General features: G+C 68.9%; 24 protein-coding genes. 14 read left to right on the plus strand and 10 right to left on the minus strand.

Annotation, left to right across the window (positions count from 1 at the left end; translation table 11 throughout):
- Positions 1–6 precede the first annotated feature (6 nt).
- Genes hisG through ACLQ7T_RS08020 form a run of 8 tightly spaced genes read left to right on the plus strand, consistent with a single transcriptional unit; the run spans position 7 to position 7,325 of the window.
- Complete coding sequence (gene hisG, locus ACLQ7T_RS07985) at positions 7–888, plus strand: ATP phosphoribosyltransferase (protein WP_420478938.1); 882 nt, start codon at positions 7–9, stop codon at positions 886–888.
- Positions 888–2,210, plus strand: a complete 1,323-nt coding sequence (gene hisD, locus ACLQ7T_RS07990; RefSeq protein WP_420478939.1) for a histidinol dehydrogenase — start codon at positions 888–890, stop codon at positions 2,208–2,210. Before hisG ends, hisD begins: the two co-directional genes overlap by 1 nt.
- Positions 2,207–3,637, plus strand: coding sequence for an imidazoleglycerol-phosphate dehydratase HisB (gene hisB, locus ACLQ7T_RS07995; protein ID WP_420478940.1), 1,431 nt, complete (start codon positions 2,207–2,209; stop codon positions 3,635–3,637). The genes hisD and hisB overlap by 4 nt, the downstream gene beginning before the upstream one ends.
- Positions 3,634–4,236 carry an imidazole glycerol phosphate synthase subunit HisH gene (gene hisH, locus ACLQ7T_RS08000; RefSeq protein ID WP_420478941.1) on the plus strand — a complete coding sequence of 201 codons (603 nt, stop codon included), beginning with the start codon at positions 3,634–3,636 and terminating at the stop codon, positions 4,234–4,236. Before hisB ends, hisH begins: the two co-directional genes overlap by 4 nt.
- Positions 4,233–4,967 (plus strand): 1-(5-phosphoribosyl)-5-[(5-phosphoribosylamino)methylideneamino]imidazole-4-carboxamide isomerase, encoded by a 735-nt coding sequence (gene hisA / locus ACLQ7T_RS08005; protein ID WP_420478942.1) that lies wholly within the window; start codon positions 4,233–4,235, stop codon positions 4,965–4,967. Before hisH ends, hisA begins: the two co-directional genes overlap by 4 nt.
- Entirely contained in the window at positions 4,964–5,731 is a 768-nt protein-coding gene (gene hisF, locus ACLQ7T_RS08010) for an imidazole glycerol phosphate synthase subunit HisF (RefSeq protein ID WP_420478943.1), read from the plus strand. The genes hisA and hisF overlap by 4 nt, the downstream gene beginning before the upstream one ends.
- Positions 5,728–6,339: a bifunctional phosphoribosyl-AMP cyclohydrolase/phosphoribosyl-ATP diphosphatase HisIE gene (gene hisIE / locus ACLQ7T_RS08015; RefSeq protein ID WP_420478944.1), complete on the plus strand. Its 612-nt coding sequence runs from the start codon at positions 5,728–5,730 to the stop codon at positions 6,337–6,339. The genes hisF and hisIE overlap by 4 nt, the downstream gene beginning before the upstream one ends.
- Positions 6,336–7,325 carry an NAD-dependent epimerase/dehydratase family protein gene (locus ACLQ7T_RS08020; RefSeq protein ID WP_420478945.1) on the plus strand — a complete coding sequence of 330 codons (990 nt, stop codon included), beginning with the start codon at positions 6,336–6,338 and terminating at the stop codon, positions 7,323–7,325. Before hisIE ends, ACLQ7T_RS08020 begins: the two co-directional genes overlap by 4 nt.
- On the opposite strand, the gene ACLQ7T_RS08025 is transcribed toward ACLQ7T_RS08020, so the two are convergent.
- The 3 genes from ACLQ7T_RS08025 to ACLQ7T_RS08035 all read right to left on the minus strand — a co-directional run bounded on the left by ACLQ7T_RS08025 (position 7,322) and on the right by ACLQ7T_RS08035 (position 10,194).
- Positions 7,322–7,942, minus strand: coding sequence for a glutathione S-transferase family protein (locus tag ACLQ7T_RS08025; protein ID WP_420478946.1), 621 nt, complete (start codon positions 7,940–7,942; stop codon positions 7,322–7,324). The two genes, ACLQ7T_RS08020 and ACLQ7T_RS08025, sit on opposite strands and share 4 nt — an antisense overlap.
- A 14-nt stretch (positions 7,943–7,956) precedes the next feature.
- On the minus strand, positions 7,957–9,222 hold the full coding sequence (locus ACLQ7T_RS08030; protein WP_420478947.1) for a NupC/NupG family nucleoside CNT transporter: 1,266 nt from the start codon (positions 9,220–9,222) through the stop codon (positions 7,957–7,959).
- A 93-nt stretch (positions 9,223–9,315) separates the two neighbouring features.
- Positions 9,316–10,194, minus strand: a complete 879-nt coding sequence (locus tag ACLQ7T_RS08035) for a branched-chain amino acid aminotransferase (RefSeq protein WP_420478948.1) — start codon at positions 10,192–10,194, stop codon at positions 9,316–9,318.
- Positions 10,195–10,282: 88 nt separating this feature from the next.
- Here ACLQ7T_RS08035 and ACLQ7T_RS08040 point away from each other — a divergent pair, with 88 nt between their 5' ends.
- The 3 genes from ACLQ7T_RS08040 to ACLQ7T_RS08050 all read left to right on the plus strand — a co-directional run bounded on the left by ACLQ7T_RS08040 (position 10,283) and on the right by ACLQ7T_RS08050 (position 13,042).
- Positions 10,283–11,014, plus strand: coding sequence for a response regulator (locus ACLQ7T_RS08040; RefSeq protein ID WP_420478949.1), 732 nt, complete (start codon positions 10,283–10,285; stop codon positions 11,012–11,014).
- 130 nt (positions 11,015–11,144) lie between these two features.
- Positions 11,145–12,488: an ATP-binding protein gene (locus ACLQ7T_RS08045; protein ID WP_420478950.1), complete on the plus strand. Its 1,344-nt coding sequence runs from the start codon at positions 11,145–11,147 to the stop codon at positions 12,486–12,488.
- A 65-nt stretch (positions 12,489–12,553) separates the two neighbouring features.
- Positions 12,554–13,042, plus strand: coding sequence for a hypothetical protein (locus ACLQ7T_RS08050; protein ID WP_420478951.1), 489 nt, complete (start codon positions 12,554–12,556; stop codon positions 13,040–13,042).
- On the opposite strand, the gene ACLQ7T_RS08055 is transcribed toward ACLQ7T_RS08050, so the two are convergent.
- The 3 genes from ACLQ7T_RS08055 to ACLQ7T_RS08065 all read right to left on the minus strand — a co-directional run bounded on the left by ACLQ7T_RS08055 (position 13,039) and on the right by ACLQ7T_RS08065 (position 14,687).
- Entirely contained in the window at positions 13,039–13,839 is an 801-nt protein-coding gene (locus ACLQ7T_RS08055; protein ID WP_420478952.1) for a pyrroline-5-carboxylate reductase family protein, read from the minus strand. The two genes, ACLQ7T_RS08050 and ACLQ7T_RS08055, sit on opposite strands and share 4 nt — an antisense overlap.
- Before the next feature lie 4 nt (positions 13,840–13,843).
- Complete coding sequence (locus tag ACLQ7T_RS08060) at positions 13,844–14,347, minus strand: type III secretion system chaperone family protein (protein WP_376862342.1); 504 nt, start codon at positions 14,345–14,347, stop codon at positions 13,844–13,846.
- Between the two features lie 64 nt (positions 14,348–14,411).
- Positions 14,412–14,687 carry an accessory factor UbiK family protein gene (locus tag ACLQ7T_RS08065; protein ID WP_420471546.1) on the minus strand — a complete coding sequence of 92 codons (276 nt, stop codon included), beginning with the start codon at positions 14,685–14,687 and terminating at the stop codon, positions 14,412–14,414.
- A gap of 180 nt (positions 14,688–14,867) precedes the next feature.
- On the opposite strand from ACLQ7T_RS08065, the gene lgt reads away from it, so the two are divergent.
- Genes lgt through pgeF form a run of 3 tightly spaced genes read left to right on the plus strand, consistent with a single transcriptional unit; the run spans position 14,868 to position 17,622 of the window.
- Entirely contained in the window at positions 14,868–15,779 is a 912-nt protein-coding gene (lgt, locus tag ACLQ7T_RS08070) for a prolipoprotein diacylglyceryl transferase (RefSeq protein WP_420478953.1), read from the plus strand.
- Positions 15,776–16,849: a class I SAM-dependent methyltransferase gene (locus ACLQ7T_RS08075; RefSeq protein ID WP_420478954.1), complete on the plus strand. Its 1,074-nt coding sequence runs from the start codon at positions 15,776–15,778 to the stop codon at positions 16,847–16,849. Before lgt ends, ACLQ7T_RS08075 begins: the two co-directional genes overlap by 4 nt.
- A 2-nt stretch (positions 16,850–16,851) precedes the next feature.
- The gene (pgeF, locus tag ACLQ7T_RS08080) at positions 16,852–17,622 is read left to right on the plus strand and encodes a peptidoglycan editing factor PgeF (RefSeq protein WP_420478955.1); all 771 of its coding nucleotides are present in this window, start codon (positions 16,852–16,854) and stop codon (positions 17,620–17,622) included.
- Positions 17,623–17,635: 13 nt separating this feature from the next.
- Here pgeF and lpxC read toward each other — a convergent pair whose 3' ends face one another.
- From lpxC to ACLQ7T_RS08100, 4 genes are all read right to left on the minus strand, one after another.
- Entirely contained in the window at positions 17,636–18,535 is a 900-nt protein-coding gene (gene lpxC, locus ACLQ7T_RS08085) for a UDP-3-O-acyl-N-acetylglucosamine deacetylase (RefSeq protein WP_420478956.1), read from the minus strand.
- 243 nt (positions 18,536–18,778) lie between these two features.
- Complete coding sequence (gene ftsZ / locus ACLQ7T_RS08090; protein ID WP_420471552.1) at positions 18,779–20,365, minus strand: cell division protein FtsZ; 1,587 nt, start codon at positions 20,363–20,365, stop codon at positions 18,779–18,781.
- A 190-nt stretch (positions 20,366–20,555) separates the two neighbouring features.
- Positions 20,556–21,686 (minus strand): cupin domain-containing protein, encoded by a 1,131-nt coding sequence (locus ACLQ7T_RS08095; RefSeq protein WP_420478957.1) that lies wholly within the window; start codon positions 21,684–21,686, stop codon positions 20,556–20,558.
- A gap of 104 nt (positions 21,687–21,790) precedes the next feature.
- Positions 21,791–25,165, minus strand: coding sequence for a TonB-dependent receptor domain-containing protein (locus ACLQ7T_RS08100; protein WP_420478958.1), 3,375 nt, complete (start codon positions 25,163–25,165; stop codon positions 21,791–21,793).
- Positions 25,166–25,356 lie beyond the last annotated feature (191 nt).

Consider the following 25,356-nt stretch of genomic DNA (forward strand, 5'->3'; position numbering starts at 1 on the left):
GAGACCATGAGTACTGTTGAAGGCCGGCTGCGCATCGCCGTCCAGAAATCCGGTCGCCTGTCCGAGCGCAGCCTTGATCTGGTGCGTGACGCCGGATTGCGCGTGGTGAAGGGCAACAACGACCTGCTCTATCGCGTCGAGAACTATCCGATCGACCTGCTGCGGGTGCGGGATGACGACATTCCCACCTTCGTCGCCGACGGCGTCTGCGACCTGGGCATCGTCGGAGAGAATGTGCTCGAGGAAGGCCGCAACGGCGGGCCGACCGCGCAGGTGATCATGCCGCTGGGCTTCGGTCGCTGCACCCTGAAGATCGCCGTCCCGCCCACGCTCGACTATGCGGGCCCGGCCTCGCTGGACGGCAAGCGGATCGCCACCTCCTATCCCCGGATCCTGCGTCGCTACCTGGAGGCTCAGGGCGTCAGCGCCGACATCGTCACCATGCGCGGCGCGGTCGAGGTCGCCCCCCGGCTCAAGCTGGCCCACGCCATCTGCGACCTCGTCTCGACGGGAGCGACGATCGAGGCCAACGGCCTGTCGGCCCGTGACACGGTGCTGGAATCGCAGGCCGTCCTGATCCGCTCGCCGGTCTCGCCCGAGCCCCGGCTGGCGGAGCTGCTGGACAGCATCATCGAACGGATGAGCGGCGTGGTCGCCTCGCAGGGCGCCAAATACGTCATGCTCAACGCCCCGCGCGCCGCCCTGGACCGGATCACCGCCATCCTGCCCGGCGCCGGCGCGCCGACGGTCATGCCCCTGTCCGGCCGGGACGACGCCGTCGCCGTGCACGCCGTCTGCCAGGAAGCCGTCTTCTGGGAGACACTCGAAAAGCTGAAGGAGGCCGGCGCCTCGGCCATCCTGGTTCTCCCGATCGAGAAGATGATGTGATGACCCGGCTGCTTGGAGACATCCTCGACTGGAACGCCCTCGACGCGGACGGCCGTCGCGCCGCCCTCGCGCGTCCGACGCGGCGGACCGAGACCACGGTCACGGACGGCGTGCGCGCCATCCTGGACGACGTCCGGACGCGGGGCGGCGCCGCCGTGACGGACTGGAGCCTGAAGCTGGACGGCGCCGCGCCACGCCGCATCGCCATCACCCCGGCGCTGGAGGCCGAGGCCCGCGCGGCCCTGCCGCCCGCGGCGACCCGGGCGCTGAAGATCGCCGCCGAGAATATTCGCATCTTCCACCAGGCCACCCGGCCCGATGACGGCGACTGGGTCGAGACCCGGCCGGGTGTTCGCTCGCGCATCGCCTGGCGCCCGCTGGAGTCCGCCGGCCTCTATGTGCCGGGCGGAACCGCGCCCCTGTTCTCCTCCCTGCTGATGCTGGCCATCCCCGCGCAGGTGGCGGGCGTCCGACGTCGCGTCGCCGTGACGCCGCCCTCCCGGGACGGGCAGCCGCACCCGGCCATGATCGTCGCCGCCGCCGAGGCGGGACTGGAGGACCTGTGGCTGATCGGCGGGGCCCAGGCCATCGCCGCCCTGACCTTCGGGGCGACCTTCGACGACGGCGAGATCGAGCCCGTGGCCAAGCTGTTCGGGCCGGGCAACGCCTGGGTGGCGGAGGCGAAGAAGCAGGCCTCCGCCCTGCCCGGCGGCCCGTCCGTCGACATGCCGGCGGGACCGTCCGAACTTCTGGTCATCGCCGACCGTGACGCGGACGCCGTGGTCGCCGCCGCCGACCTGCTGAGCCAGGCCGAGCACGACCCGGACGCCCAGGTGCTGCTGGTCTCTGACAGCCGCGGCCTGATCGAGGCCGTCCAGCAGGAGCTGGAGCTTCAGCTGGAAACCCTGCCCCGGGCGGACATCGCCCGCGCCGCCCTGGCCGAAGGCCGGGTCATCCGGGTGAAGGACGTCGCCCAGGCCTGCGAGGTCTCCAACCTCTACGGCCCGGAACACCTCGCCATCCAGACGCTCGACGCCGAGCAGTGGGCCGAGCGGATCACCGCCGCGGGGGCGGTTTTCGTCGGCCCGAACGCCGCCGAGACCCTGGGCGACTACGCCGCCGGCCCCAGCCACGTCCTGCCGACCGACGGCGGGGCGCGGACCATGGGCGGCGTCACCACCGCCAGCTTCATGACGTCGATGTCGATCCAGTCCGTGTCCGCGGCCGGCGCCGCGGCGCTCGCGCCGATCGCGGCGCAGCTGGCGCGGATGGAAGGACTGGAGGCGCACGCCCGCGCCGCCGACCTGAGGTCGAGCCAATGAAAAATCTCCCCGCGCCCTTCGCCCCGCTCGTGGCCGGCGGCGATGGACTGGATCGCTATCCCGCCGCGCCGGGAGCCCTCGCCGCCCGCATGGCCGAAATCTACGCCGTCCCCGCCGGACAGGTGCTGCCGGTGCGCGGCCTGACCCACGGGCTGGAACTGGTGTACCGGCTGGCCGCCCGCGACGGGCTGCAGGTCGAGGCGCCGGACGCCGAGCCCTATCGCTCGCTCGCCGCCTTGTACCGGCCCGGAACCGGCGCGACCGGCGCCGTCATCCTGCGCGCGCTCGGCTCGCCCGAGGCGGTCGCCGAAATGGCCGCCCGCGTCGCCCCGGCCCTGCTGGTCGTCGACGAGGGCATGGCCGAGTACGCCGACGCCGCCTCGGCGGTGGAGGCCGTGGCTGACCAGCCGAACCTGATCGTCCTGCGCAGCCTCTCCATGGCCTACGGTCTGGCCGGGGCGCGGGTCGGCGCGGCGATCGGACAGCCGGCGACGCTCGAGCGGCTGGCCGCGGTGCTGGAGCCCTATGCCCTGCCGGAAGTGTCGGTGCGTCTGGCGCTCCAGGCCCTTGATCCCTCGCGCCTGATCGAGACGAAGGCGCGTCTGGAGGCCGTGCGCGGCGAGCGCGAGCGGATGATCCGGGCCCTGTCGCGTGAAATGACGGTCGAGCCCGGCTTCGGACCGGTCCTGATGACGCGACCGGCGAATCCCGAGGCCGTTCTGGCCACCCTGACCCGCTTCGGGGTCGCGGCGGAGCTCGCGGGCGATCGCCTGCGTCTGCCGGTGTCGGCCCGGGCCGGGATCAACGACCGTCTGCTGATCGCCCTGGACCTCGCCCCCGCGAAGGCCCGCCCGAACCGCACCGGCCAGGCCGTCCGGGACACCAGGGAAACCCGTATCGTCTGCGCCGTCGACCTGGACGCCGCGGCGCCGGTGACCATCGCGACCGGGGTCGGCTTCTTCGACCATATGCTGGAGCAGATCGCGGCGCACGGCGGCTTCTCCCTCAGCCTGTCCTGCGAGGGCGACCTGCACACCGATCCGCACCACACGATAGAGGACAGCGCCATCGCCCTGGGTCAGGCGCTGAAGCAGGCGCTGGGCGAGCGGCGCGGCATCGCCCGTTACGGCTTCGTCCTGCCCATGGATGAGGCGGAGGCGCAGGTGTCGATCGACCTGTCGGGGCGCCCCTACCCGGTGTTCGAAGGAACCTTCGACACCCCCTTCATCGGCGACTACCGCACGGACCTGACAGCCCACGTCTTCCGTTCGCTGGCGGAGCATCTGGGCGCGGCGATCCACGTCTCGGTCAAGGGCGAGGACGACCACCACAAGACGGAGGCCGCCTACAAGGCCTTCGGCCGCGCCCTGCGGCAGGCGATCCGGATCGAGGGCGAAGCCGTGCCCAGCACCAAGGGGGTGCTGTGAAATCCGTCACCATCCTGACGTACGGCGCCGGCAACGTCGCCTCGGTGCAGTTCGCGCTGGAGCGGCTGGGCGCGGCGGTGCGCCTGACCAGCGACCCGGTCGACCTGTCCGAGGCGGAACGGTTGATCCTGCCCGGCGTCGGACAGGCCGGCTACGCCATGAGCCGGCTGGACCAACTGGGTCTGACCGAAGCCATCCGGTCCTTCTCCCGCCCCCTGCTCGGCGTCTGTCTGGGCCAGCAACTGCTCTTCACCGACAGCGACGAGGGCGGCGGCACGCCCCTGCTCGGCCTGATCCCGGGGCGGGTCCGCAGGCTGGAGCCGGGGCCGTCGCGGCCGGTGCCGCACATGGGCTGGTCCCGACTGGAGGTCGTACAGACCGATCCGCTGCTCGACGGCGTCGGTGACGACGACTGGGCCTATTTCGTGCACGGCTTCGTCTGTCCCGACGGCCCCGCCACCCTGGCCCGCGCGGACTACGGCGGCGTGGTGCCCGCGGTCGTCCGGCAAGGCAACCGGTGGGGCTGCCAGTTCCACCCCGAGCGTTCGGCCAAGGCCGGCGCCCGCATCCTGAAAAACTTCCTGGAGCTGGACGCATGATCGTCTATCCGGCCATCGACCTGCGCGACGGACAATGCGTGCGCCTGATGCACGGCATGTTCGACCAGGTGACCCACTATGACGACGCCCCGGCCAAGCGGCTGGCGGCCTTCCGGGCTGCGGGCGCGACCTGGGCCCATATCGTCGATCTGGACGGGGCCGAGGCGGGCCGCGCGGTCCAGCACGCCCTGATCGGCGAACTGGCGACCGCCATCGATATCCGCGTCCAGTGCGGCGGCGGCGTGCGCAGCGTCGATGACGTGGCGCGACTTCTGGACGCCGGTGTCAGCCGGGTTGTCGTCGGCTCGCTGGCGGTCAGCCGGCCCGATAAGGTGCTGGCCTGGATCGCCCGGTTCGGCGCCGACCGCATCACCCTGGCCATCGACGTCAAGGCTGACGGCGACCGCTATGTGCCGGCCCTGAAGGGCTGGACCGAGGCCGCCGACGTCGACCTGTGGACCGCGCTGGACCGCTATCCGGTCGGGACGGCGAAACACCTTCTGGTCACCGACGTGGGCCGGGACGGCGCCCTGACCGGGCCGAATCTTGACCTGCTGGCCGAGATCCACCTGCGCCGCCCGGATCTGTGGCTCCAGGCCTCGGGCGGAATCGCAGAGCTCAACGACCTGACCGGCGCGCGTTCGGTCGGAGCGTCCGGCGCGATCATCGGACGCGCGCTCTACGAGGGCCGGTTCACCGTCGAACAGGCGCTGGAGACCGCCCGCGCATGACCGCCCGCCGGATTATCCCCTGCCTCGACGTGAAGGACGGGCGGGTCGTGAAGGGCGTCCGCTTCGAGGGCCACCGCGACATGGGCGACGCCGCCGAACTGGCCGCCCGCTATCGCGACCAGGGCGCGGACGAGCTGGTCTTCTACGACATCACCGCCAGCCCGCAGGGCCGGACGCTGGACTACGGCTGGGTGCGCGACATCGCCCGCTTGCTCGATATCCCGTTCTGCGTCGCCGGCGGCATCCGCACGGTCGAACAGGCGGCGCTGTGCCTCGACCACGGGGCGGACAAGGTCTCGATCAACTCCCCCGCCCTGGAACGCCCCGAGCTGATCGCCGAAATGGCCGACCGGCTGGGCTCGCAGTGCGTGGTGGTCGGCGTGGACTCCAAACGCGCCGGCGAGGACTGGGTCGTGCACCAGTACACCGGCGACGCCGCCGCCAGCCGCGGCTCGGGCCGCCGGACCCTGGAGTGGATCGTCGAGGCGCAACGGCTCGGCGCCGGCGAGATCGTGCTGAACTGCATGGATGAGGACGGCGTCCGCAAGGGCTATGACGTGGCTCAGCTGGCCGAGGCCCGCGCGCGCCTGACCATACCGCTGGTCGCCTCGGGCGGGGCGGGATCGGCCGAGCATTTCCGCGACGTGTTCGAGCAGGCCGACGTCTCCGGCGCCCTGGCCGCCAGCGTCTTCCACACCGGGACCCTGCCCATTCCCGAGCTGAAAGCCTTCCTGATCCGATCCGGCATCGAGGTGAGACCATGATCGATCCGAACACCCTCGACTTCGCCAAGGGCGACGGCCTGATCCCGGTCGTGGTGCAGGATGCCGCGACCCTGCAGGTGCTGACCCTCGCCTACATGGATCGCGCCGCCTTCGACGAGACGATCGAGAGCGGAGAGGCGACCTTCTTCTCGCGGTCGCGCGGCGGGCGCTGGCGCAAGGGCGAGACGTCGGGCGACCGGCTGCACGTCGTCTCGATCACGCCGGACTGCGACAGCGACGCCCTGGTGCTGAAGGTCCGCCCGGTCGGCAACGCCTGCCACCTGAACCGTGTCAGCTGTTTCGGCGACGAGGATGCGCCGGGCGTCGGTCGCCTTGCCCGGCTGGAACAGACCATCGCCATCCGCGCCGCCGCCGATCCGACCGAAAGCTGGACCGCCCGTCTGCTGGCCCAGGGCCCGAAGCGGGTGGCCCAGAAAGTCGGCGAGGAGGGGGTCGAAACCGCACTGGCCGGCGCCGCCGGACCGGACGAGGAGCTGGCGTCCGAGGCCGCCGACCTGGTCTACCACCTGCTGGTCCTCCTGCACGCGCGCGGCCTGAAGCTGCAGGATGTGCTGGATGTGCTGGCGGCGCGGGCGACGAAGCCGTGACGCGACGGGCGCTGGTCACCGGGGCCACCGGAGGCCTCGGCCTGTCGCTGGTCCGGGCCCTGCTGGACGCCGGCTACGCCGTGCGCGGCTCCGGCCGGAAGCCGGAGACGCTGGCCCGACTCAAGGCCATGGGCGCGGAGCCGTTCGGCGGCGACCTGCTGGAGCAGACCGAAGACGCCTGCCGCGACATTGACGTGGTCTTCCACGCCGCGGGCCTGTCCAGCCCCTGGGGGCCCGAGGCCGAGTTCGACCGCGCCAATGTCGAGCTGACCCGCCGCCTGCTGGACGCCGCCCGACGCGGCGGGGCGGACGGCTTCATCTTCGTCTCCTCGCCCTCGATCTTCGCCCGCTGGGGCGACCAGACGAACCTCACCGAGGCGAGCGCACCCAACCCGCGCCCGTTGAACGCCTACGCCCGCACCAAGGGCGAGGCGGAACGGCTGGTGCGGGCCGCCGACGCACCGGGCTTCCGCACGGTCTCCCTGCGTCCGCGCGCCATCGTCGGGCCGGACGATGCGGTCCTGCTGCCCCGCCTGCTGCGACTCGTGAAGCAGGGGCGCTTCCCCCTGTTCCGCAACGGCCGGGCGCTGGTCGAGATGACCGACCACCGCGACGCGTCGCGCGCCTTCCTGCTGGCCGACGCGCGACGCGAGGATGCAGGCGGTCAGGTGGTCAACGTCACCTCCGGCCGGGCCATCCCGCTGAACGAACTGGTGCGAAAGTTGGCCGAAACCCTCGGGACCGAGGTGAAGATCGTCCCCCTGCCCCTCATCCTCGGCCAGACCCTGTCCGTCGTGTCGGAGAACCTGAACCGCCTGCTGCCGGGACGGCCCGAGCCTGTGCTGACGCCCTATACCCTGGCGACCCTCGCCTGGTCGCAGACCTTCGACCTGGCCGGCGCGAAACGGCTGATCGGCTATGAACCCGAGTACGACGCGGTGCAGACGGCGCTGGAGGTCGCGCCGTTGCTGGCGGCGCGCGGCTAGACCCCCGCCTTCGCCGCCGGGCGACTGCGCACCGCCTCCATCCAGCGGGCGAGATGCGCGAACTCCTCGGGCGGCCGGTATTTGATCAGGCGCGCGAAATCGAGCCCGACCATCGCCACGATGTCGGCGATGGTGAAGCGGTCGGCGGCGATGAACTCGTGGTCAGCCAGACGACGATCCAGCGTCTTCATGAATTTCTCGGCCGAGACCTTGTTGTACTCGGCCACTTGCGGGAGCTGGGTCGCCTCCAGCGCGGCGAGGGCCGGGTGCGAGTGGCGCACGTTCAGCATGATCGGATTGGCCAGATAGAATTCGCAGCGGCGGGTCCACATCTCGATCACCGCCTGCTCGGCCGCGTCGCGTCCGAACAGGTTCGGTTCGGGGTAGACCGACTCCAGATAGCGGCAGATGGCGATGGATTCCGAGATGGTCGTGCCGTCATCCAGTTCCAGCGCCGGCACGTGCGGCACCCCGACCTTGGCCCTGTACTCGGGCGTCCGGTGCTCGCCGACCATAATGTCCAGCTCGACCAGTTCGACGTCCTCGACGCCCTTCTCGGCCAGAACCCAGCGGACCCGACGGGGATTGGGCGCGCGGTGCGACGTATAGAGCTTCATCAGAGGTCTCCGGTTCAGCCGAATATGGAGCCGGGCATGACGCCGACAATGGCCGCGCTCATCAGGGTCGCCAGGAATCCCGCCAGAAGCGCCTTCCAGACCATGCCCAGAACCTCTTCCCGACGTTCGGGCATCAGAACAGACAGGCCGGTGACGGTGATGCCCACCGACCCGATGTTGGCGAAACCGCACAGGGCATAGGTCAGCAGCATGCGGGTGCGCTCGGTCATCTCGGCCGCCGGGACCGCGCCCAGGTCCATGAAGGCCTTGAACTCGGTCTGGGTCAGCTTGACGCCCAGCAGCAGGCCCGCCTGACGTGCGTCCGCCCACTCCACGCCGGTCAGCCAGGCCACCGGGGCGAAGATCCAGCTCAGCAGCCATTCAACGCTGATGCCCGGGAAGATCGCCCCGACCATGATGTTCACCAGCGCCACCAGGGCGACGAAGACGATCAGCACCGCCGAGATGTTCAGAACCACCATCAGGCCGTCCGAAGTGCCCTTCACGATGGCGTCGATGGCGCTGTCGTACTTCAGCGGCGAGTCATATTCGGCGTAGGCGCCGCCCTCGCCGGGCTTCTCGGGCACCATGATCCGGGCGAGCAGGATGCCCGCCGGCGCCGATATGATCGAGGCCACCAGAACGTGGCCCGCCGCATTGGTCAGGGTCTCCTCCAGCATCAGGGCGTAGGCGACCATGGTCGAGCCGGCGACCGTGGCCAGACCGACCACCATCATCAGGAACAGCTCCGACCGGGTCAGCTTGTCCAGATAGGCGCGGATCACGATCGGGCTTTCGATCATGCCCAGGAAGATGTTGGCCGCCACGGCCAGGGCCGAGGCGCCGCCCAGCCCCATGGTCTTCTGGAACAGGATGCCGAAGCCGTAGGTGATCCATTTCAGGATCTTCCAGTGCCAGAGCAGGGCCGACAGGGCCGAGATCACCAGGATCAGCGGCAGGACCTGGAAGGCGAAGGTGAACAGGGCGCCGGGCTCCTGTACCGAATAGGGTTGCTGGAAGTCCGCGCCGGCCAGGTAGCCGAAGACGAAATTGGTGCCGACGCTGGTCGCCTTGGCCAGCCCGTCGACGGCGCCGTTGATCGCCCCCAGCACCGGATGCGACGCCGGATTGAACAGCACCAGCACCAGCACGGCCTGCACCAGGATCGCGCCGATGGTCAGCTTCCAGGGGAAGGCGCGCCGGTTCTCGGACAGGGCCCAGCAGACGCCGACAATGACGACGAGCCCCAGCAGGCTCTGCAGATTCAACAGGCTGAACATCAACACGTCCCCGACCGGCGCAATGCCGACGCTTTCAGCCCTTGAACGACAGGTTGTCGCATCTGGCAAGCGGCGCCGGATGCGACCGCCGGATCAGAGCTGGCCGCGGACCAGCTTGCCGTAGTCTTCCATCAGGCCGAGGCTGAGCGCGCCGGGGGTGAAGCGGTATTCGCCGATCTCGCTGACCGGGGTCACCTCGGCGGCCGTGCCGGTCAGGAAGCATTCGCTGAACGTCGACAGCTCTTCCGGACGGATGTGACGCACGACCACCTCGATGCCCCTGGCCTTCGCCATCTCGATCACGGTCTGGCGGGTGATGCCGTCCAAGATCGCGTCGATGGGCGGGGTGTGCAGAACGCCGTCCTGCACGAAGAAGACGTTGGCGCCGGTCGCCTCGGCGACATAGCCGCGCCAGTCCAGCATCATCGCATCCGAGAAGCCGCGCTTCTCGGCGGCGGTCTTGGACATGGTGCAGATCATGTACAGGCCTGCCGCCTTGGCCGCCGACGGGGCGGTGGCCGGGTCCGGACGGCGCCATTTGGCCCACTCCAGGCGAATCCCCTTCGCCTTGGTCTCCGGATCGAAATAGCTGGGCCAGTCCCACACGGCGATGGCGACGTGCGCCTTCGAGTTCTTCGCGGTCACGCTGACCTGTTCCGCGCCCAGATAGGCCACCGGCCGCACATAGCAGTCGGAAAGCCCCATCTTTTCGCAGGTTTCCTTGCAGGCGGCGTCGATCTCGGCCACGCTGTAGGGAAGATCAAAATCAAGAAGGTTGGCGGAGCGCTTCAGACGCTCCGAATGCGGCGTCAGCTTGAAGATTTCGCCGCCATACATACGCTCACCCTCGAACACCGACGAGCCGTAGTGGAGGGCATGGGTCAAAACGTGCGTTTTCGCGTCCCGCCAGGGCACGAAATGCCCGTCCATCCAGATCCAGCCGTCACGATCGTCGAAAGGAATGAAGGCCATTGAATAACGTCTCCCGCGAAACCTACCGGTTTAGACCCGCCGGAATCGCTCAGGTCAACGTCTGTCGCGCGCGCGGGGCCGTATCGGCATGACCGACACCCGTTCCCATGGCCGTTCGGGCCCCATCGCCGGACCCGGCGCGGGCCGCCATCTGCTGGTCGTTGATGACGACGACCGCATCCGCGAGCTGCTGAAGGAATTCCTGACCCGCGAAGGCTATCGCGTCACCGGCGCCGCCCACGCGGCGGCCGCCAAACGCCTGGTCGAACTGATCGAGTTCGATCTGATCGTGCTGGACGTCATGATGCCCGGCGAAAGCGGTTTCGACCTGACCACCTGGATCCGCTCCAAGGCCGAGACCTCCAGGACGCCGGTGCTGCTGCTGACGGCAAAGGGCGATCCGGACGACCGCATCGAGGGTCTGTCCCGCGGCGCCGATGACTATATGTCGAAGCCGTTCGACCCGCGCGAACTGGCGCTCCGCATCGACGCCATCCTGCGCCGCACCGGCGGCAAGCCCCTGACCCCGCGCGAAATCAAGCTGGGGCCGGCGGTGTTCGACATGGAGCGGCTGGAACTCCTCAAGGACGGCAAGCCACAACGCCTGACCGAGGCCGAGGCCCAGTTGCTGAAGACCCTGGCCATCCACGCCCACGCCCCGGTAGAGCGCATGAGCCTGTCGCCCGACACCGCCGACATCACCGGCCGCGCCGTGGATGTCCAGGTCACCCGCCTGCGCCGCAAGCTGGAGGCCGACCCCAAGAACCCGCGCTATCTCCAGACGGTGCGCGGCATCGGCTACATGCTGGCTCCGGACTGATGCACCGCCTTCCTCCCCCCTCGGGGGAGGGGGACCGCGGAGCGATGGAGGGGCGCCGGCCCCGCGCTCGCTTCAACACCCCTCCACCATCCTGCGGATGGTCCCCCTTCCCCAAGGGGGAGGAACGGGCATGAGACTGCTCCCCGCGCCCCTCTGGCCGCGCTTCCTGAAGCGGCGTCTGCCGACCTCGCTGTGGGGCCGGTCGCTGCTGATCATCGTCCTGCCGGTCCTGGTCATGCAGGTGGCCGTCACCTGGGCCTTCTTCGACATGCACTGGCAGACCGTGACCGCCCGCCTGTCCGACGGTCTGGCGGGGGACATCGCCTGGGCGGTCGAAAGCTATGCGGACGATCCGACCCCGCGAAACCTCGACGTCATCGCCGAACGGGCCGAGCGGTCCATGTCCCTGTCCATCGCCCTGCAGGAGGGAGAAACCCTGCCGCGCGAGACCCGGCGCGGGACGCTCGGCGTCGTGGACCGGACGCTGGAGGCGGCCCTTCGCAACCGGATCGACCAGCCGGTCTGGTTCGACACCACCCGCTACCCCGCCTATGTCGACATCCGGGTGCAACAGCCGCAGGGCGTGCTGCGCATCATCGCCCCGCGCGAGCGGGCGGTCGCGACCCAGGCCCACATCTTCGTCCTGTGGCTGCTGATCGCCACCGTCCTGCTCATGGGGGTGGCCATCCTGTTCATCCGCAACCAGGTCCGCGCGATCGAACGACTGGCCGAGGCGGCCGAAGCCTTCGGCCGGGGGGAGCCGCGGGAGCGGTTCAAGCCCTCCGGCGCGCGCGAGGTCCGCGCCGCGGCCCGGGCCTTCATGGACATGCGCGACCGCATCCAGCGCCACATCGACCAGCGCACCGCCCTTCTGGCCTCCGTCAGCCACGACCTGCGCACGCCCCTGACCCGCCTGCGGCTGGAACTGGCCCTCGCCCCCCCGTTCAAGCGCGCCGAGGCCATGCGCGGCGACATGGACGAGATGGAGCATATGATCGACGAATATCTGGCCTTCGCCCGGGGCGAGGCCGGGGAGACGCCGCAGGAAATCTCCATCCCCGATCTGCTGACGGTCGCCGCCGAGGATGCGCGCCGGGCCGGCGCCGAGGTCGAGGTCGTCGCGCCCGCCGCCCTGCCTGCCCTGGTCCGTCCCCTCGCCTTCAAGCGGGCGGTGATCAATCTGGCCGGCAACGCCGCCGCCCACGGCGAGCACGTCCGCCTGTCCGCCCGCGCCCTGCCGTCGGGCGGGTTCGAGGTGGCGATCGAGGATGACGGCCCCGGCATTCCGGAAGAGATGCACGAAGAGGCCTTCCGTCCCTTTTCCCGGCTGGACGAAAGCCGCAACCAGAACCGCAAGGGAGTCGGCCTGGGCCTCGCCATCGCCCGCGACGTGGCGCGCGGCCACGGCGGCGACATCACCCTGGAGCGCAGCGATCTCGGCGGACTGCGGGCTCTGATCCGCATGCCGGGCTAGCCGTTGCCAAGCCGGGCGTTCGCGCCCATGTTGAACCCAGGATCGGGGGCGCTCTGGAGACCGCCATGCGTAATCTCGCCTTCTTCGTACCGTTCGCCGTCGCTGCGACCCTCGCCGGGGCGGCGGCCGCGCAACCCGTCGTCACCGTCACCCTGTCGCCGGAACTGCAGCGCGATGTCCGGGACCTGGGTCAGCGCGAGGTGCAGGAGCAGGTCGATCGCCTGACCGCGGTCGTGTCCCGGGCGGTCGCCGACACGCCGGCGCTCGCGGGCGCAAGGATTGATCTGGTTTTGACGGACCTGAGGCCGAACCGCCCAACGTTCCAGCAGATCGCGGAACGGCCGGGTCTGGATCCGATCCGCAGCCTGTCCATCGGCGGCGCCGAGATCGAGGGCGCCATCACCCTGTCGGACGGCACGGAACAGCCTGTCCGCTATCGCTGGTTCTCGCACAATGTGACGGACGTCCGGGGCTTCGCGGTCTGGCAGGACGCGGACCGCGCCTATCAGCGACTGGGCGCGAACCTCGCGGCCGGGCGCTACGTCAGCCGCTAGAAGCTTTTCGCCCGCTCGACCGCCGCCCTGACGGCGGTTTCGGCCGCGCGCGCCAGGTCGCCGCCTTCGGCCATGGCGTCCAGTCCGGCGCGGGTCGTGCCGCCGGGCGAGGCGATGCGCGCGACCAGGGCGTCCAGCCCCTCCCCCGTCTCCAGTCCCGCGCCCGCTGATCTCAGCGCCCCCCGCGCCAGCCGCGCGGCGGCGTCGGGGGACAGTCCCTGCGCCTCACCGGCCGCCGCCAGCGCCTGCACGAAGGCATAGATAAAGGCGGGGGCCGATCCGGCCACGGCGGTCGCCGCATCCATCAGCCCCTCATCCTCCAGCGGCGCAACATCGGCCACGGACGTGAACAGCGCCTGCGCCGCCGTCAGGGCGCGCGCATCCTGAGACCAGATCGCCGCCACGCCCCGCGCCTGCGCCACCGCCGTGGTCGGCATGACCCGCGCGACAGGAAGGCCGGCGACGGCGGCGATGTCCGCCGCCCTGACCCCCGCCATCACGGACACCAGCACGGCTTCGGGATTCAGATGAGAGACCAGCGCCCCAAGGGCGCCACGCCACATCGCCGGCTTGACCGCCAGCACCACGGTCTTCGCCTCGCCCAGCGCCTTAAGCGGCGGATTGATCCGTGCGCCCTTCGACCCGGCCTTGTTCGCGACGGGCTTGTCGGACGGGGTCAGAATGATCAGGTCGCGCGCCGCGACCGCGCCGGTCGCCAGCCAGCCTTCCAGCATGGCCGAACCCAGACGGCCGCAGCCCACCAGGACCACGCCGTCACGGGAAACATCGGAGGTCATGGGATCAGGCGGTGCCGACCGTCTCGAACAGGCAGGCGTCGATCGCCTCCTGCGGCTTTTTCGATCCGCGGATCATGAAGTCGAAGGCGGGATAATAGCGGTCGGCGGCCTCCACGGCGGCGTCGATCATCGAGGCCGCCTGGGCCAGGGTCGGACGCTCGCCCAGCGGCAGGGCCAGGGAGTGGCGGAAGACGATCTCGCCGTCCTCGGCCCAGACCTCGAAATGGCCCATCCAGGTGCGCTGGTTGATCAGGCCGACCAGTTCATAGGCCGCGGCCCGGCGGGCCTTGGACGCCTGAAGATCGAGGGCGCAGCACAGCTGCAGGCAGTCGCCCTCGGGACGCCAGGCGAACCACAGCTCATAGTCCTTCCAGTCGCCGGCCAGCGAGAAGGCCAGATCGCCCTCATCCGTGCGGTCAAACGGCAGGTTTTCCGCCACCAGCACATGCTCGACCACGTCCAGCGGATCGAAGGGCGTGTCGATTTCTTCGGGCCGAACGGCGTCCATCAAGTCTTCCTTGGGCGCGACTCACGCCCTGTTAAGGAACCGTAGGCGGGTTCGCAGATTCGGCTCAACCGGCTGCGTCCTTGGGGGGAACAGTCGCTGTGGACGTTCCCTTGCGAGGCGTCTTGGCGGCCTTCAGAGCCGCAATTTCCTCACGCAAAGCCGTGACTTCCGCCTTCAGCGCATCGAATTCGTCGCGCCGCACCAGGTCCATTTCGGCGACGAAGCGATCCGCCTGCGCACGCATGGCCGTCTTCGCTTCTTCCCCCGCCGTCTGGGCCAGGCCCATGGCGCCGGTGGCCAGTTTCGAGAACTCGTCGAGGAAGGGATTGCGGCTCTGCATGGTCTTCAGGGGCTCCGACTCGCACCGGCGAGCATCGTTAACGAAGGTTGACCCGATATGGTGAACGAAACCTTGTCACCCATGCGGCGAAAGCGCCGCCGCGGCGTTACGGAAATTTCGGGGACGTGACCGGCGACGCTTGCTACACCACGCCCCGAGGAACCGCCTTCAGGAGCGCCCGTGCAATTTCCCGAGTTCGATCCGGTTTGGTTCAGCATCGGCCCGCTGGACATCCGCTGGTATGCCCTCGCCTATGTGGCGGGCATTGTTCTGGGCTGGTGGTACGCCGCCCGGATCATCAGGACAGAGCGTCTGTGGGCGCCGGGCAAGCCGCCCATCAGCACCCAGCAACTGGACGATCTGGTCCTTTGGATCACCCTCGGCATCATCCTGGGCGGCCGTCTGGGCTTCGCCCTCTTCTATCAGCCGCATCTCTACGGCGCCCTGTTCACCGGCGCGAACTGGGGTGAGCGACTGGCCCTGTTCCGGCTCTGGGACGGCGGCATGTCCTTCCATGGCGGCCTGCTGGGCTGCACCCTCGCGGTGGTTCTGTTCGCCCTGCGCGCCCGGGTCCGCATCCTGACCATCGGCGACATCGCCCTGGCCGCCGCCCCGCTGGGCCTGATGTTCGGCCGCCTGGCCAACTTCATCAACGGCGAGCTCTGGGGCCGCGAGACGACCGTCCCCTGGGGCGTCAACTTCTGCAACCAGCGCGCCCGCGACCTGTACGGCGCGACCTGCGAATACCTCGGACAGGGACCGGGCGACATCGTCCGCCATCCCAGCCAGCTTTACGAGGCGGGGCTGGAAGGCGTCTTCCTGTTCGGCCTGCTGGCCTTCGCGGTGTGGAAATGCGGGCTGCTGCGCAAGCCCGGCTATGTCACCGGTCTGTTCCTGCTGGGCTACGGCCTGATCCGCGCCCTGCTGGAGACGGTGCGCCAGCCGGACGTGGGCCTGGACCACCTGCCCTTCGGCCTGACCATGGGCATGATCCTGTCCACGCCCATGATGATCATCGGCGTCTGGCTGATCTGGCGCGCCTGGAGCCGTCCGCCGGTTGACCGGGGCCCCGACACGCCCGCGGCCTCATGAGCCTGAGGGACCGCCTGGCGCGGGAGATCGCGCTGACGGGACCGATGACGGTCGCCGACTTCATGACCCGCTGCCTGCACGATCCGCAGGACGGCTACTACGCCACCCGGCCGGCCCTCGGCGCGACCGGCGACTTCATCACCGCGCCGATGATCAGCCAGATGTTCGGCGAGTTGATCGGGCTGTGGGCCATCGAGCTGTGGCATCGGCTGGGCGCGCCCGAGCGGGTGCGGCTGGTCGAGGTCGGCCCCGGCGACGGCACCCTGATGGCCGACGCCCTGCGCGCCGCCCGTCTGGCCCCCGACTTTCTGCAGGCGGTTGATCTGATCCTGATCGAGCCCAGCGCCCCGCTGCGCGAGGCCCAGGCCCGCATGCTGGCCGACAGCGACGTCCACCCGCGCTGGGTCTCGGCGCTGGACCAGATCGAGACCGACGCCCCGGTGATCCTGATCGCCAATGAGGTGCTGGACTGCCTGCCCGCCCGCCAGTTCGTGCGCACCGAGGACGGCTGGGCCGAGCGCCGCGTCGGCGTCACCGATGAGGGCGAGCTCCAGTTCGGTCTGGTGAAGATCACCGGCGGCTTCAAACGCCCGGCGTTCGACGTCGAACCGGGCCAGACCGTCGAGATCTCGGAACAGCAGGCCGCCTTCGGCCGCGATCTGGCCACCCTGATCAAGGTCGCCTCGGGCGCCGCCCTGCTGATCGACTATGGTCGGGCCAGGGCGGAGGCGGGCGATACGCTTCAAGCCCTGAAGCGGCACCGGAAGGTCGATCCCCTCGCTGATCCCGGCGAGGCCGACCTGACCCAGTGGGCCGACTTCCCCACCGTGCTGGAGGCCGCCGTGCATACGGGCGCCGATGTCACCGGCTGTCTGGGCCAGGGCGAGTTCCTGCGCCTGCTGGGGATCGAGGCCCGCGCCGACCGGCTCAAGTCGGGCCGCCCGGACGCCGCGCCCGTCATCGACCGCCAGCTGGCCCGTCTGACCGACGACGACCAGATGGGAACCCTGTTCAAGGCCTGCGCGATCTTCTCTCCGCATACGCTGGTCGTGCCGGGCTTCGAGGACTGACAATGTCGCTGGAACCGATCACCCATCCCCTGCTGGAGCGCGCGGGCGTCCGCCACGGCTTCTTCACCCGTCGCGGCGGCGTGTCGGGCGGCATCTATGACAGCCTGAACACCGGCCTGGGCTCGACCGACGATCCCGCCGCCGTGGCCGAGAACCGCCGCCGCATCGCCGCGCACATGGGCGGGACGCCCGATGACATCGCCGCCTGCTACCAGATTCACTCCGCCGTCTGTCGCGTCGCCGAGGCCGGCTGGAAAGGCGAACGGCCCGAGGGCGACGCCGTCGCCACTGCCGCGCCCGGCGTGATCTGCGGCGTCCTGACCGCCGACTGCGCCCCGGTCCTGCTGGCCGATCCCGACGCCGGCATCGTCGGCGCGGCCCACGCGGGCTGGAAGGGCGCCTTGGGCGGGGTAATCCACTCCACCGTCGCGTCCATGCAGGCGCTGGGCGCCGCGCCGTCGCGCATCGTCGCCGTGGTCGGCCCCTGTATCGCGCAAGCGTCCTATGAGGTCGGTTCCGATTTCGAGGAGCGGTTCGCCCACCACGATCCGGGCAGCGAGCGCTTCTTCATTCCGGGCTCCGCCCCGGACAAACGCCTGTTCGACCTGCCCGGCTTCGTCCTGTGGCGCCTGGAACAGGCGGGCGTGGGTCAGGCGGCCTGGACCGGCCACGACACCCGCGCGGACGAAGTGCAGTTCTTCTCGAACCGCCGGGCCTATCTGAACGGGGAGCCGGACTTCGGCCGGCTGATGAGCGCGATCAGCCTGGGCTGATCGGGCGGGCGTTTCACCCCGCCATCGCCATTTCCGGCACGCGGGTGACTTCGCGCCAGGCGTGCGGGTTGGCCAGCAGTTCGCGGACCAGCAGGTTGTTGATCGCGTGACCGGCCTTCACGCCTTCGTAGCGGCCCAGCAGGGGCGCGCCGAGGACGTACAGGTCGCCGATGGCGTCCAGCGCCTTGTGCTTCACGAACTCGCGCTCCATGCGCAGTCCGCCCGGGTTCAGGATCTGGTCGCCGTCGATGACCACGGCGTTCTCCAACGAGCCGCCACGGGCCAGACCGGCCTTACGCAGGGCCTCGACCTCATGGGCGAAGCCGAAGGTGCGGGCGGCCATGATCTCGTCGCGGAAGGTCTGCTCGTCGACCACGAAGTCCACGACCTGATTGCCGATGACCGGGGTGGCGAAGTCGATCTCGAACCGCATCTCATAGCGGTCGCAGGGCAGCAGGACGGCGCTCTTGTCGCCCTCCTGAACCCGGATCGGCTCCAGAATCTCGATGTAGCGGACCGGGGCTTCCTGTTTGCGGAAGCCGGCGCGGTCCAGCAGCTGGACGAACTGAAGGGCCGAACCGTCCAGGATCGGCAGCTCGGGGCCGTCGACCTCGACCACGGCGTTCGACACGCCGAGCGCGGCGAAGGCGGCCATCAGGTGCTCGATCGTCGACAGGCGCACGCCCGCGGCGTTCTCGATCATGGTGTTCAGGCGCGCGTCGACCACGGCCTCGCCCGAGACGGGGATGCGGTTGTCGCGGTCGGTGATGTCGGTGCGGACGAAGACGATGCCCGTGCCGGCCGGCGCCGGGCGCACGGCCAGACGCACACGGTCGCCCGTGTGCACGCCCACGCCGGCGATGATCGCGGGCGCGACGGTCGTCTTCTGAAGATGGTCGTTACGGACCGACAAACTCAAACTCTCTTCATTCTGCGTTCCGCCTCTGCGTGCGGAGTTCGCCCCGCACCTTGGTTAGCGGGCTCTTCGCAAGCGCGAAATGAAAGTCGGGTTTCGGATTGTTTCGGTCTGAAACAGAGAAGGGATCAGAGACTAGGGACCAGGGATTAGCCCCCCTGCCCTCCCTCTGCTCCAGCAGGCACGAAAAAGGGCGGCCCCTGCGGACCGCCCTAATCCCTAGTCCCTAGTCCCTGATCCCTAGTTCGCCAGTCGGCGCAGGAAGGAGGGGATTTCCAGATCGTCCTCGGCCTGGCCCAGCTCGGGCTCGACGGTCGGCTGGACCTGGCTGGTGTGACGCATTTCCGTCTGGCGGCCCCCGGCGGGCGGATAGGTGGGCTGCTGGCGCTTCTTGCCGAACAGGCTCCAGCCGCTCTTGCGGTGATCGCGGTCGTCGTAGCCGTCGTCATAGGCCGGCTCGGCACGCGGCTCGGCGCGAGGCGCGGGCTCCGGCGCGGCGGCGGCCGGACGGTCCATGTACAGGTCGCCCTGGGTCTGCGGCGCCTTCTCGGCGGCCGGACGCGGAGCGCTTTCGTACTCCTCGACCCACGGATCGACGATCGGCTCGAGCTTGCGCTCCTCGGCGACGTGGATCACCGGCTCGGGCTTGGGCTCGGGGGCCTGGGCTACCGCGCCGTACGCCGGCTGGGCGGGCTGAAAGGAGGGGACGATCGGGGCCTCTTCCATCCGGGCGCGCACCGGCTCGGCGGTGCGGACGGGCTCGGCGCGAACCGGCTCCGAGGCGCGCGGCGCGAAGGCCGGGGCCGGACGGCGGGTGTCGAAGCCCTGCGACCCGGAGGACGGCGGAGCCTTGACCGCGGACATGTCCTCCATGCCGGTGGCCACGACCGAGACGCGGATCTTGCCTTCCAGCTGCGGGTCGAAGGCCGCGCCGAAGATGATGTTGGCGTCGGAGTCGACCTCGCCGGCGATGGCGTTGGCGGCTTCGTCGACTTCCAGCAGCGTCATGTCCATGCCGCCGGTGATGTTCACCAGCACGGCCTTGGCGCCCTTGAGCGAGGTCTCGTCCAGCAGCGGGTTGGCGATGGCGTTCTGGGCCGCCATCAGGGCGCGGTCGTCGCCCGAGGCCTCGCCCGTGCCCATCATCGCCTTGCCCATCTCGCTCATCACGGCGCGGACGTCGGCGAAGTCGAGGTTGATCAGGCCCGGCAGGATCATCAGGTCGGTGATCGAGCGCACGCCCGAGTGCAGGACCTGGTCCGCCATGCCGAAGGCGTCGGCGAAGGTCGTGCGCTCGTTGGCGACGCGGAACAGGTTCTGGTTCGGAATGACGATCAGGGTGTCGACGTAGCGCTGCAGCTCGGCGATGCCGGCCTCGGCCAGACGCATGCGGTGACGGCCTTCAAAGGTGAAGGGCTTGGTCACGACGCCGACGGTCAGGATGCCGCGGTCCCGCGCGCATTTGGCGATGACCGGGGCCGCGCCGGTACCGGTGCCGCCGCCCATGCCGCAGGTGATGAAGACCATGTGGGCGCCGTCCAGGTGGCCGAAGATCTCCTCGGCCGACTCCTCGGCGGCGTTCATGCCGACCTCGGGGTGGGCGCCCGCGCCCAGACCCTGGGTGATGGTCTCGCCCAGCTGGATGCGCCGGTCGGTCTTGGCGAACGACAGATGCTGGGCATCGGTGTTGGCGACGACGAACTCGACCCCTTCAAGGCCGGCGTCGATCATGTTGTTGACGGCGTTTCCGCCCGCCCCGCCGACGCCGAAGACGACGATACGGGGTTTCAGTTCCGTGGTTTGCGGACGCACCAGCGAGAGAGACATTTTTCCGACCCTAATTCCGACCCTGCCCCAGCAGTCCCGATGCGAGAACCCCGCCCGAATCGCATTGGTTATGAGCGCGTTAAGGAAGCGCCCAAACTGCTTAAGAGAGTGTTACCGGATAGGGTGAGTCGGAGCCCCCGCCACCATCCAGATTAACCTTCACCAGAGGAAAACACGGCGAAAACGCCGGTCAGGCGTCGGCCAGGGCGCCGGCGGCCCGGGCGGCGTCAAGGGCGGCCCCCAGACGGTCCGGTTCGACGAAATCGAACTGGGCGAGCGCATCCTCCCGGCTGAACCGCGCCTGCCCGGCGCACCAGTCGTAGACCACCCCGAGCGCGGCGTCTCCCGGCGGGAACGGCCGCCCGGTCGCCTTCAGCCAGGTGAGGGCCGGTCGTTGCGGCAGGGCGAAGTCGACGGGACGGGGGATCAGGCTGTCCTGGGACATCCGGATTTCGTCCCGGAAGGCCGGACTGGACACCAGACTGGCCAGAAGTTGGCCCAGGTTGCGCAGATGGGACTCCAGCGCCCGCCCTCCATCCTCGGTCGCGGGCGGGAAATAGGCCCTGAACTCCGGCAGCTGCATCGCCGCATTGTCGAGCAGGGAGAAGAGGATGCGGCCGTACAGGGGCGTGACAGAGAAGGTCACGTGCAGCGACGCCGTGTCCGTCGCCAGGGCGTCGTGGAAACGGCCGCGCGGGAGATAGAGCACGTCGCCGGGACGCATCACCAGCTCCTGCACCACCTTGCCCCTCGCCTGCTGCAACCATTGCCGGGTTTCCGGGCCGTCGGGCGGCAGATCGACCGGCATGTCGAGCTGGGTTTCGTAAATCCGCCAGAGCTTCTCGCCCTCGGTCTGGACCGCGAAGACATCGTGGTTGTCGAAATGGCTGTTGAAGGCCTGCACGTCCTGGAACGAGCAGTAGACATTGGCGCCCACCTGGGCCGCGAAGGTGCGGCTGAGCATGCGGGCGACGTCCATGATCGGACCGTGCAGGGTCTGGACCTCATTGGCGACGACGCTGGCCCCTTCGGCGATCAGCACCTCGACCTTGCGCGACGACGGCCGCCATACCTGCCCGCCGGGCCCGGGCTGCAGCTTGCAATAGGCCTCGACCGGCGTGGCCGTGCCGTTGTGCACCAGCCGCAGGGTCTGGTCCGTCCAGACGCCGGACCGGGACAGAAGGTCATTGAAGGCCCGCCAGTCCAGCAAGGCGCGTTTGCGCGTCTCCGTCGCCGGGATGTGCAGCGGCGTCCGGCCCAGGCAGGCGCTCCGGAACTCCTGGGGGTCGACGGGCGCCAGCAGGTCTTCAAGGGTCAGCATGGGCGAAGGCTATCGCGGCGCTTCGCAGGTGTCGATTGACGCGAACATAAAGAAAGGGCCCCGCCGTCGCCGGCGGGGCCCCTCTTTCAGTCAGACCGTTCGGATCAGAACGGACGGTAGTTCAGGCCGACGAAGAAGCGCGTGCCCCACGGGTCGAAGTTCGAGGTGAGCGTCGAACCCAGGTAGCGCGGCTGCTCGGCGTCGAAGGCGTTCACGACACCGAAGCGCACCGACAGGTCGTCACGGGCGTTCCAGCGCACCGTGAAGTCGTGACGGGCGAAGGCGCCGGTCCGCATGTCGTTCGGATCACGGGCGTCGAGGTTACCCGACAGCACGTAGTCACGATAGGTGCTGGCGTTGTCTTGCGACGCCTGCCAGTCCATCGTCCAGTTGAAGCTCCAGGTGTCGTTCGGCGTGTAGTTCAGCGACGAGGTCAGACGAACACGCGGGTAGTAGATGTCGCCATCCGACTGCGTGAAGTTCGACAGGTTGGTGATGTCGTTGAAGTTCTTCTGCTCGAGCAGCCAGGTGCCCGCGACGCGGTAGTCCAGGCGACCCCAGTTGTGGCCGAAGGCCTCTTCCAGGTCCAGCGAGTAGCGCGCGGTGAAGTCGAGGCCGCGGCTGGTGCGCTTGGCGTAGTTGATCGAACCCTGGATGAAGCCGCCGATCGGGTCACCGGTCGGACGACCGATCAGGAACGGACGGCTGGGATCGTCACGGAAGATGGTGGCGCAGACAGCGGTGTTCAGGGTCGAACCGTTGACGCACTGCTCAGCCGCCGTGACGGCCGAAACCGAGGCGATCACGTTGTCGATCTGGATTTCATAGTAGTCCAGAACCAGGCTGAAGTCCGGGAACATGCGGGGCTGGATCACCGTCGAGAAGGTGAACGAGTCCGAGGTTTCCGGCTGCAGGAACGGGTTACCGCCCGCGACACCGGCGGTGCCGCCCGTGCCGTAGGCCGACGGATCGAAGTCATCCGCCGTGTTGCCCGGGGTGGCGTTCGCGAAGTCGAACGTCAGGGCGGTGCCGTGGGCCGCATTGTACTGGTTCAGCAGCGCCTGGCAGTTGGCCAGACGGTTGGTGCGGTACTGGGCGTTGGCGGCCGCGTTGATGTTCGCGGTCGAGCAGGGATCCGAGAACGCGAAGTTGGCGAAGGTCTGGCCGTACGGCGAGAAGTTTTCGGCCAGGTTCGGCGCGCGGAACGAGGTGTTGAAGCTCGTCTTGAACGCGATGTCGCGGATCGGACGGTAGACGAAGTTGACGCCGTACACGTCGCCGGTGCCGGCGGTCGTGTAGTCGAAGTAGCGGTACGAACCGCTCAGTTCGGCGTACTCACCCAGCCAGCTGTCGCGGAACAGCGGGATCGAGACTTCGGCGAAGACTTCTTCCGATTCGTACTCCACCGCCGGCTGGTCCGGGCTGGTGTTCAGGAAGAGCAGGCGATCGCCCACTTCACCTTCACGGCCGGTGCCTTCGGTGAACTCACGACGGTACTCGACACCCAGGGCGACGCCGATCTTGCCGGCGCCGAAGATGTCGAACATCTCGCCCGAAACGGCCGCGACGGCCTGTTCCTGCTCGTTGTGATCGGTGAAGCCGACTTCGGCATAGATGTAGTCGAGGGCTTCCTGCGACTGGTTGCCCTTGCCGAAGACGTTCAGCGGCACGCACTCGTTGATGGCGGCGCGGCCGGCGGCGCTGTCACGCACGTCGGCGCCGGCGCGGAAGACTTCGTCCAGCACGATCGCCGGGTTGGTCTCGCCACGCTTGGCGGCCAGTTGGACGCGGCAGACGATCTCGCCCGGGCGGCCGTTCACTTCACCGGCGGTGTCGACCACGGCGTCCGAAGCGAAGGCCATGCGCTCGACGTCCACGCCGCGTTCGCGGTTCGAAACGTCCACTTCACCGTAGGTGTAGCTCAGGTCCCAACGGATGTTGTCGACGAACAGCAGGCGGTCGATGTTGCCTTCCAGCGAGGCCACGTAGCGGTTCAGCTCGCGGTTGTTCAGCTGGCTGCGGTCCGGACCACGCAGGGCGTTACGGGCGTAAGGCGCGCTGGTCAGGGTCGCGGTCGGCTGGCTCGGCGTGGTCGCGGTCGGCGCCGTGTAGGTGCGGATCTGGTTGCCCAGGATCGCCGAACGCAGGTTCGCCGGAATGAAGGCGTTGTCGCTCAGACGGATGGTGTAGGCCGAGGTGGCGCGGATCTGCGTCACCTGGTTCACGCCACGGTCGTCGTTGATGAAGATGTCGAAGAAGGTCGGCTGGCCTTCATCGAAGGTTTCTTCCTCGATGTGCTTGGCCTCGAAGCGGAACATGATGTCCGGGGTCAGCGCGAAGTTGGCGCCGGCCGCGAAACGCTTGTTCTCGCCTTCCGGGAAGAAGGTGTACTGGCCGTACTCCGACGCCGGCTCACCGTCGCCACCCACGTTCAGGGTGCGCGAGATGCCGGTGCCGATGCGGGTGCCGAAATCAGCCAGACGGGCGGTCGTGCCCTCGAACACCCAGGTGTAGCCCGGGTTCATCTGCATACAGTTGACCGCGTAGTGGTTGGCCGCGGTGTTGGTGCAGTTGTTGTAGGGGATGTCCGGGTCGGACGTCGGCGAGGCCGGCTGGTTGTTGGCGATGTTCACCACACCCCAGCGCAGGCGCTGCATGGTGTTCACGTGGCTGAACACGCGGGCGTCGATGATGCCGTCGTTCGGCGAGGCGGTCGGATCGACGTCCACACCCACCAGGGCGTAGGAGTCGCGCAGCCAGTCGACGTCCATGGCGCGCAGTTCGTCGAGTTGCTCGTACTCGCCGAAGGCCCACAGGTTCAGGCGATCGTTCAGCAGGTTCACGCCCATCAGCGCGGACACGCGCTTGTTGGCTTCACCGCCCTGGTTGATCATGCCGTAGTTGGCGTCGATCTCGACGCCTTCGAAGTCCTTGCGCAGGACGAAGTTCAGAACGCCCGAGACGGCGTCAGCGCCGTAAACCGACGACGCGCCGCCGGTGACGATCTCGATGTTCTCGATCAGCAGACGCGGGATGGCGTCGACGTCGACCGACAGCGAACCGCCGCTCGAACCGACGTGACGCTTGCCGTCCACCAGGGTCAGCGTGCGGCCGGTGCCCAGCGAGCGCAGGTTGGCGAACGACAGACCGCCGTCGCCCAGGCCCGAACCGGTGGTGTCCGACGGAACCAGCGAGTTCGACAGGGCCGGGATGGTGGCCAGGTAATCGATGACGGTCGACTGACCGGTGGTGAGCAGTTGCTCACGGTCCACCGTGATCAGCGGGGTCGGCGAGTTGGTCGGGTCGCGACGGATACGCGAACCGGTGACGACCACTTCCTCGATCTGGGTGGCGTCCTGGTCGGACTGGCCCTGAACGGTCACGCCCGGGAGCTGGCTCTGGGCGAAGGCCGGAGCCGCCACAGCCATGACCCCGGCCAGGATCGTAGTGCCAAAGAGATACTTGCGCTTGATTAGCATGTGTTGGGCCCCAACCGATAAAGGATGCAAGACGCAGCACGCCGACCGAAGTCGGCACACTGCTTCGGAGGACACGCTAGCAGCAAAGATGGCGTCCACAAGAGATTGTGGCGGCTTGGCGACCACTCCGGACCCGCGTTGTTACAATCCGGACACAGTCTCGCCATCCGGGCGAGAAAAACGGCCCTATG

The sequence above is a fragment of the Brevundimonas sediminis genome (genome assembly GCF_048799765.1).
Lineage (GTDB): Bacteria > Pseudomonadota > Alphaproteobacteria > Caulobacterales > Caulobacteraceae > Brevundimonas.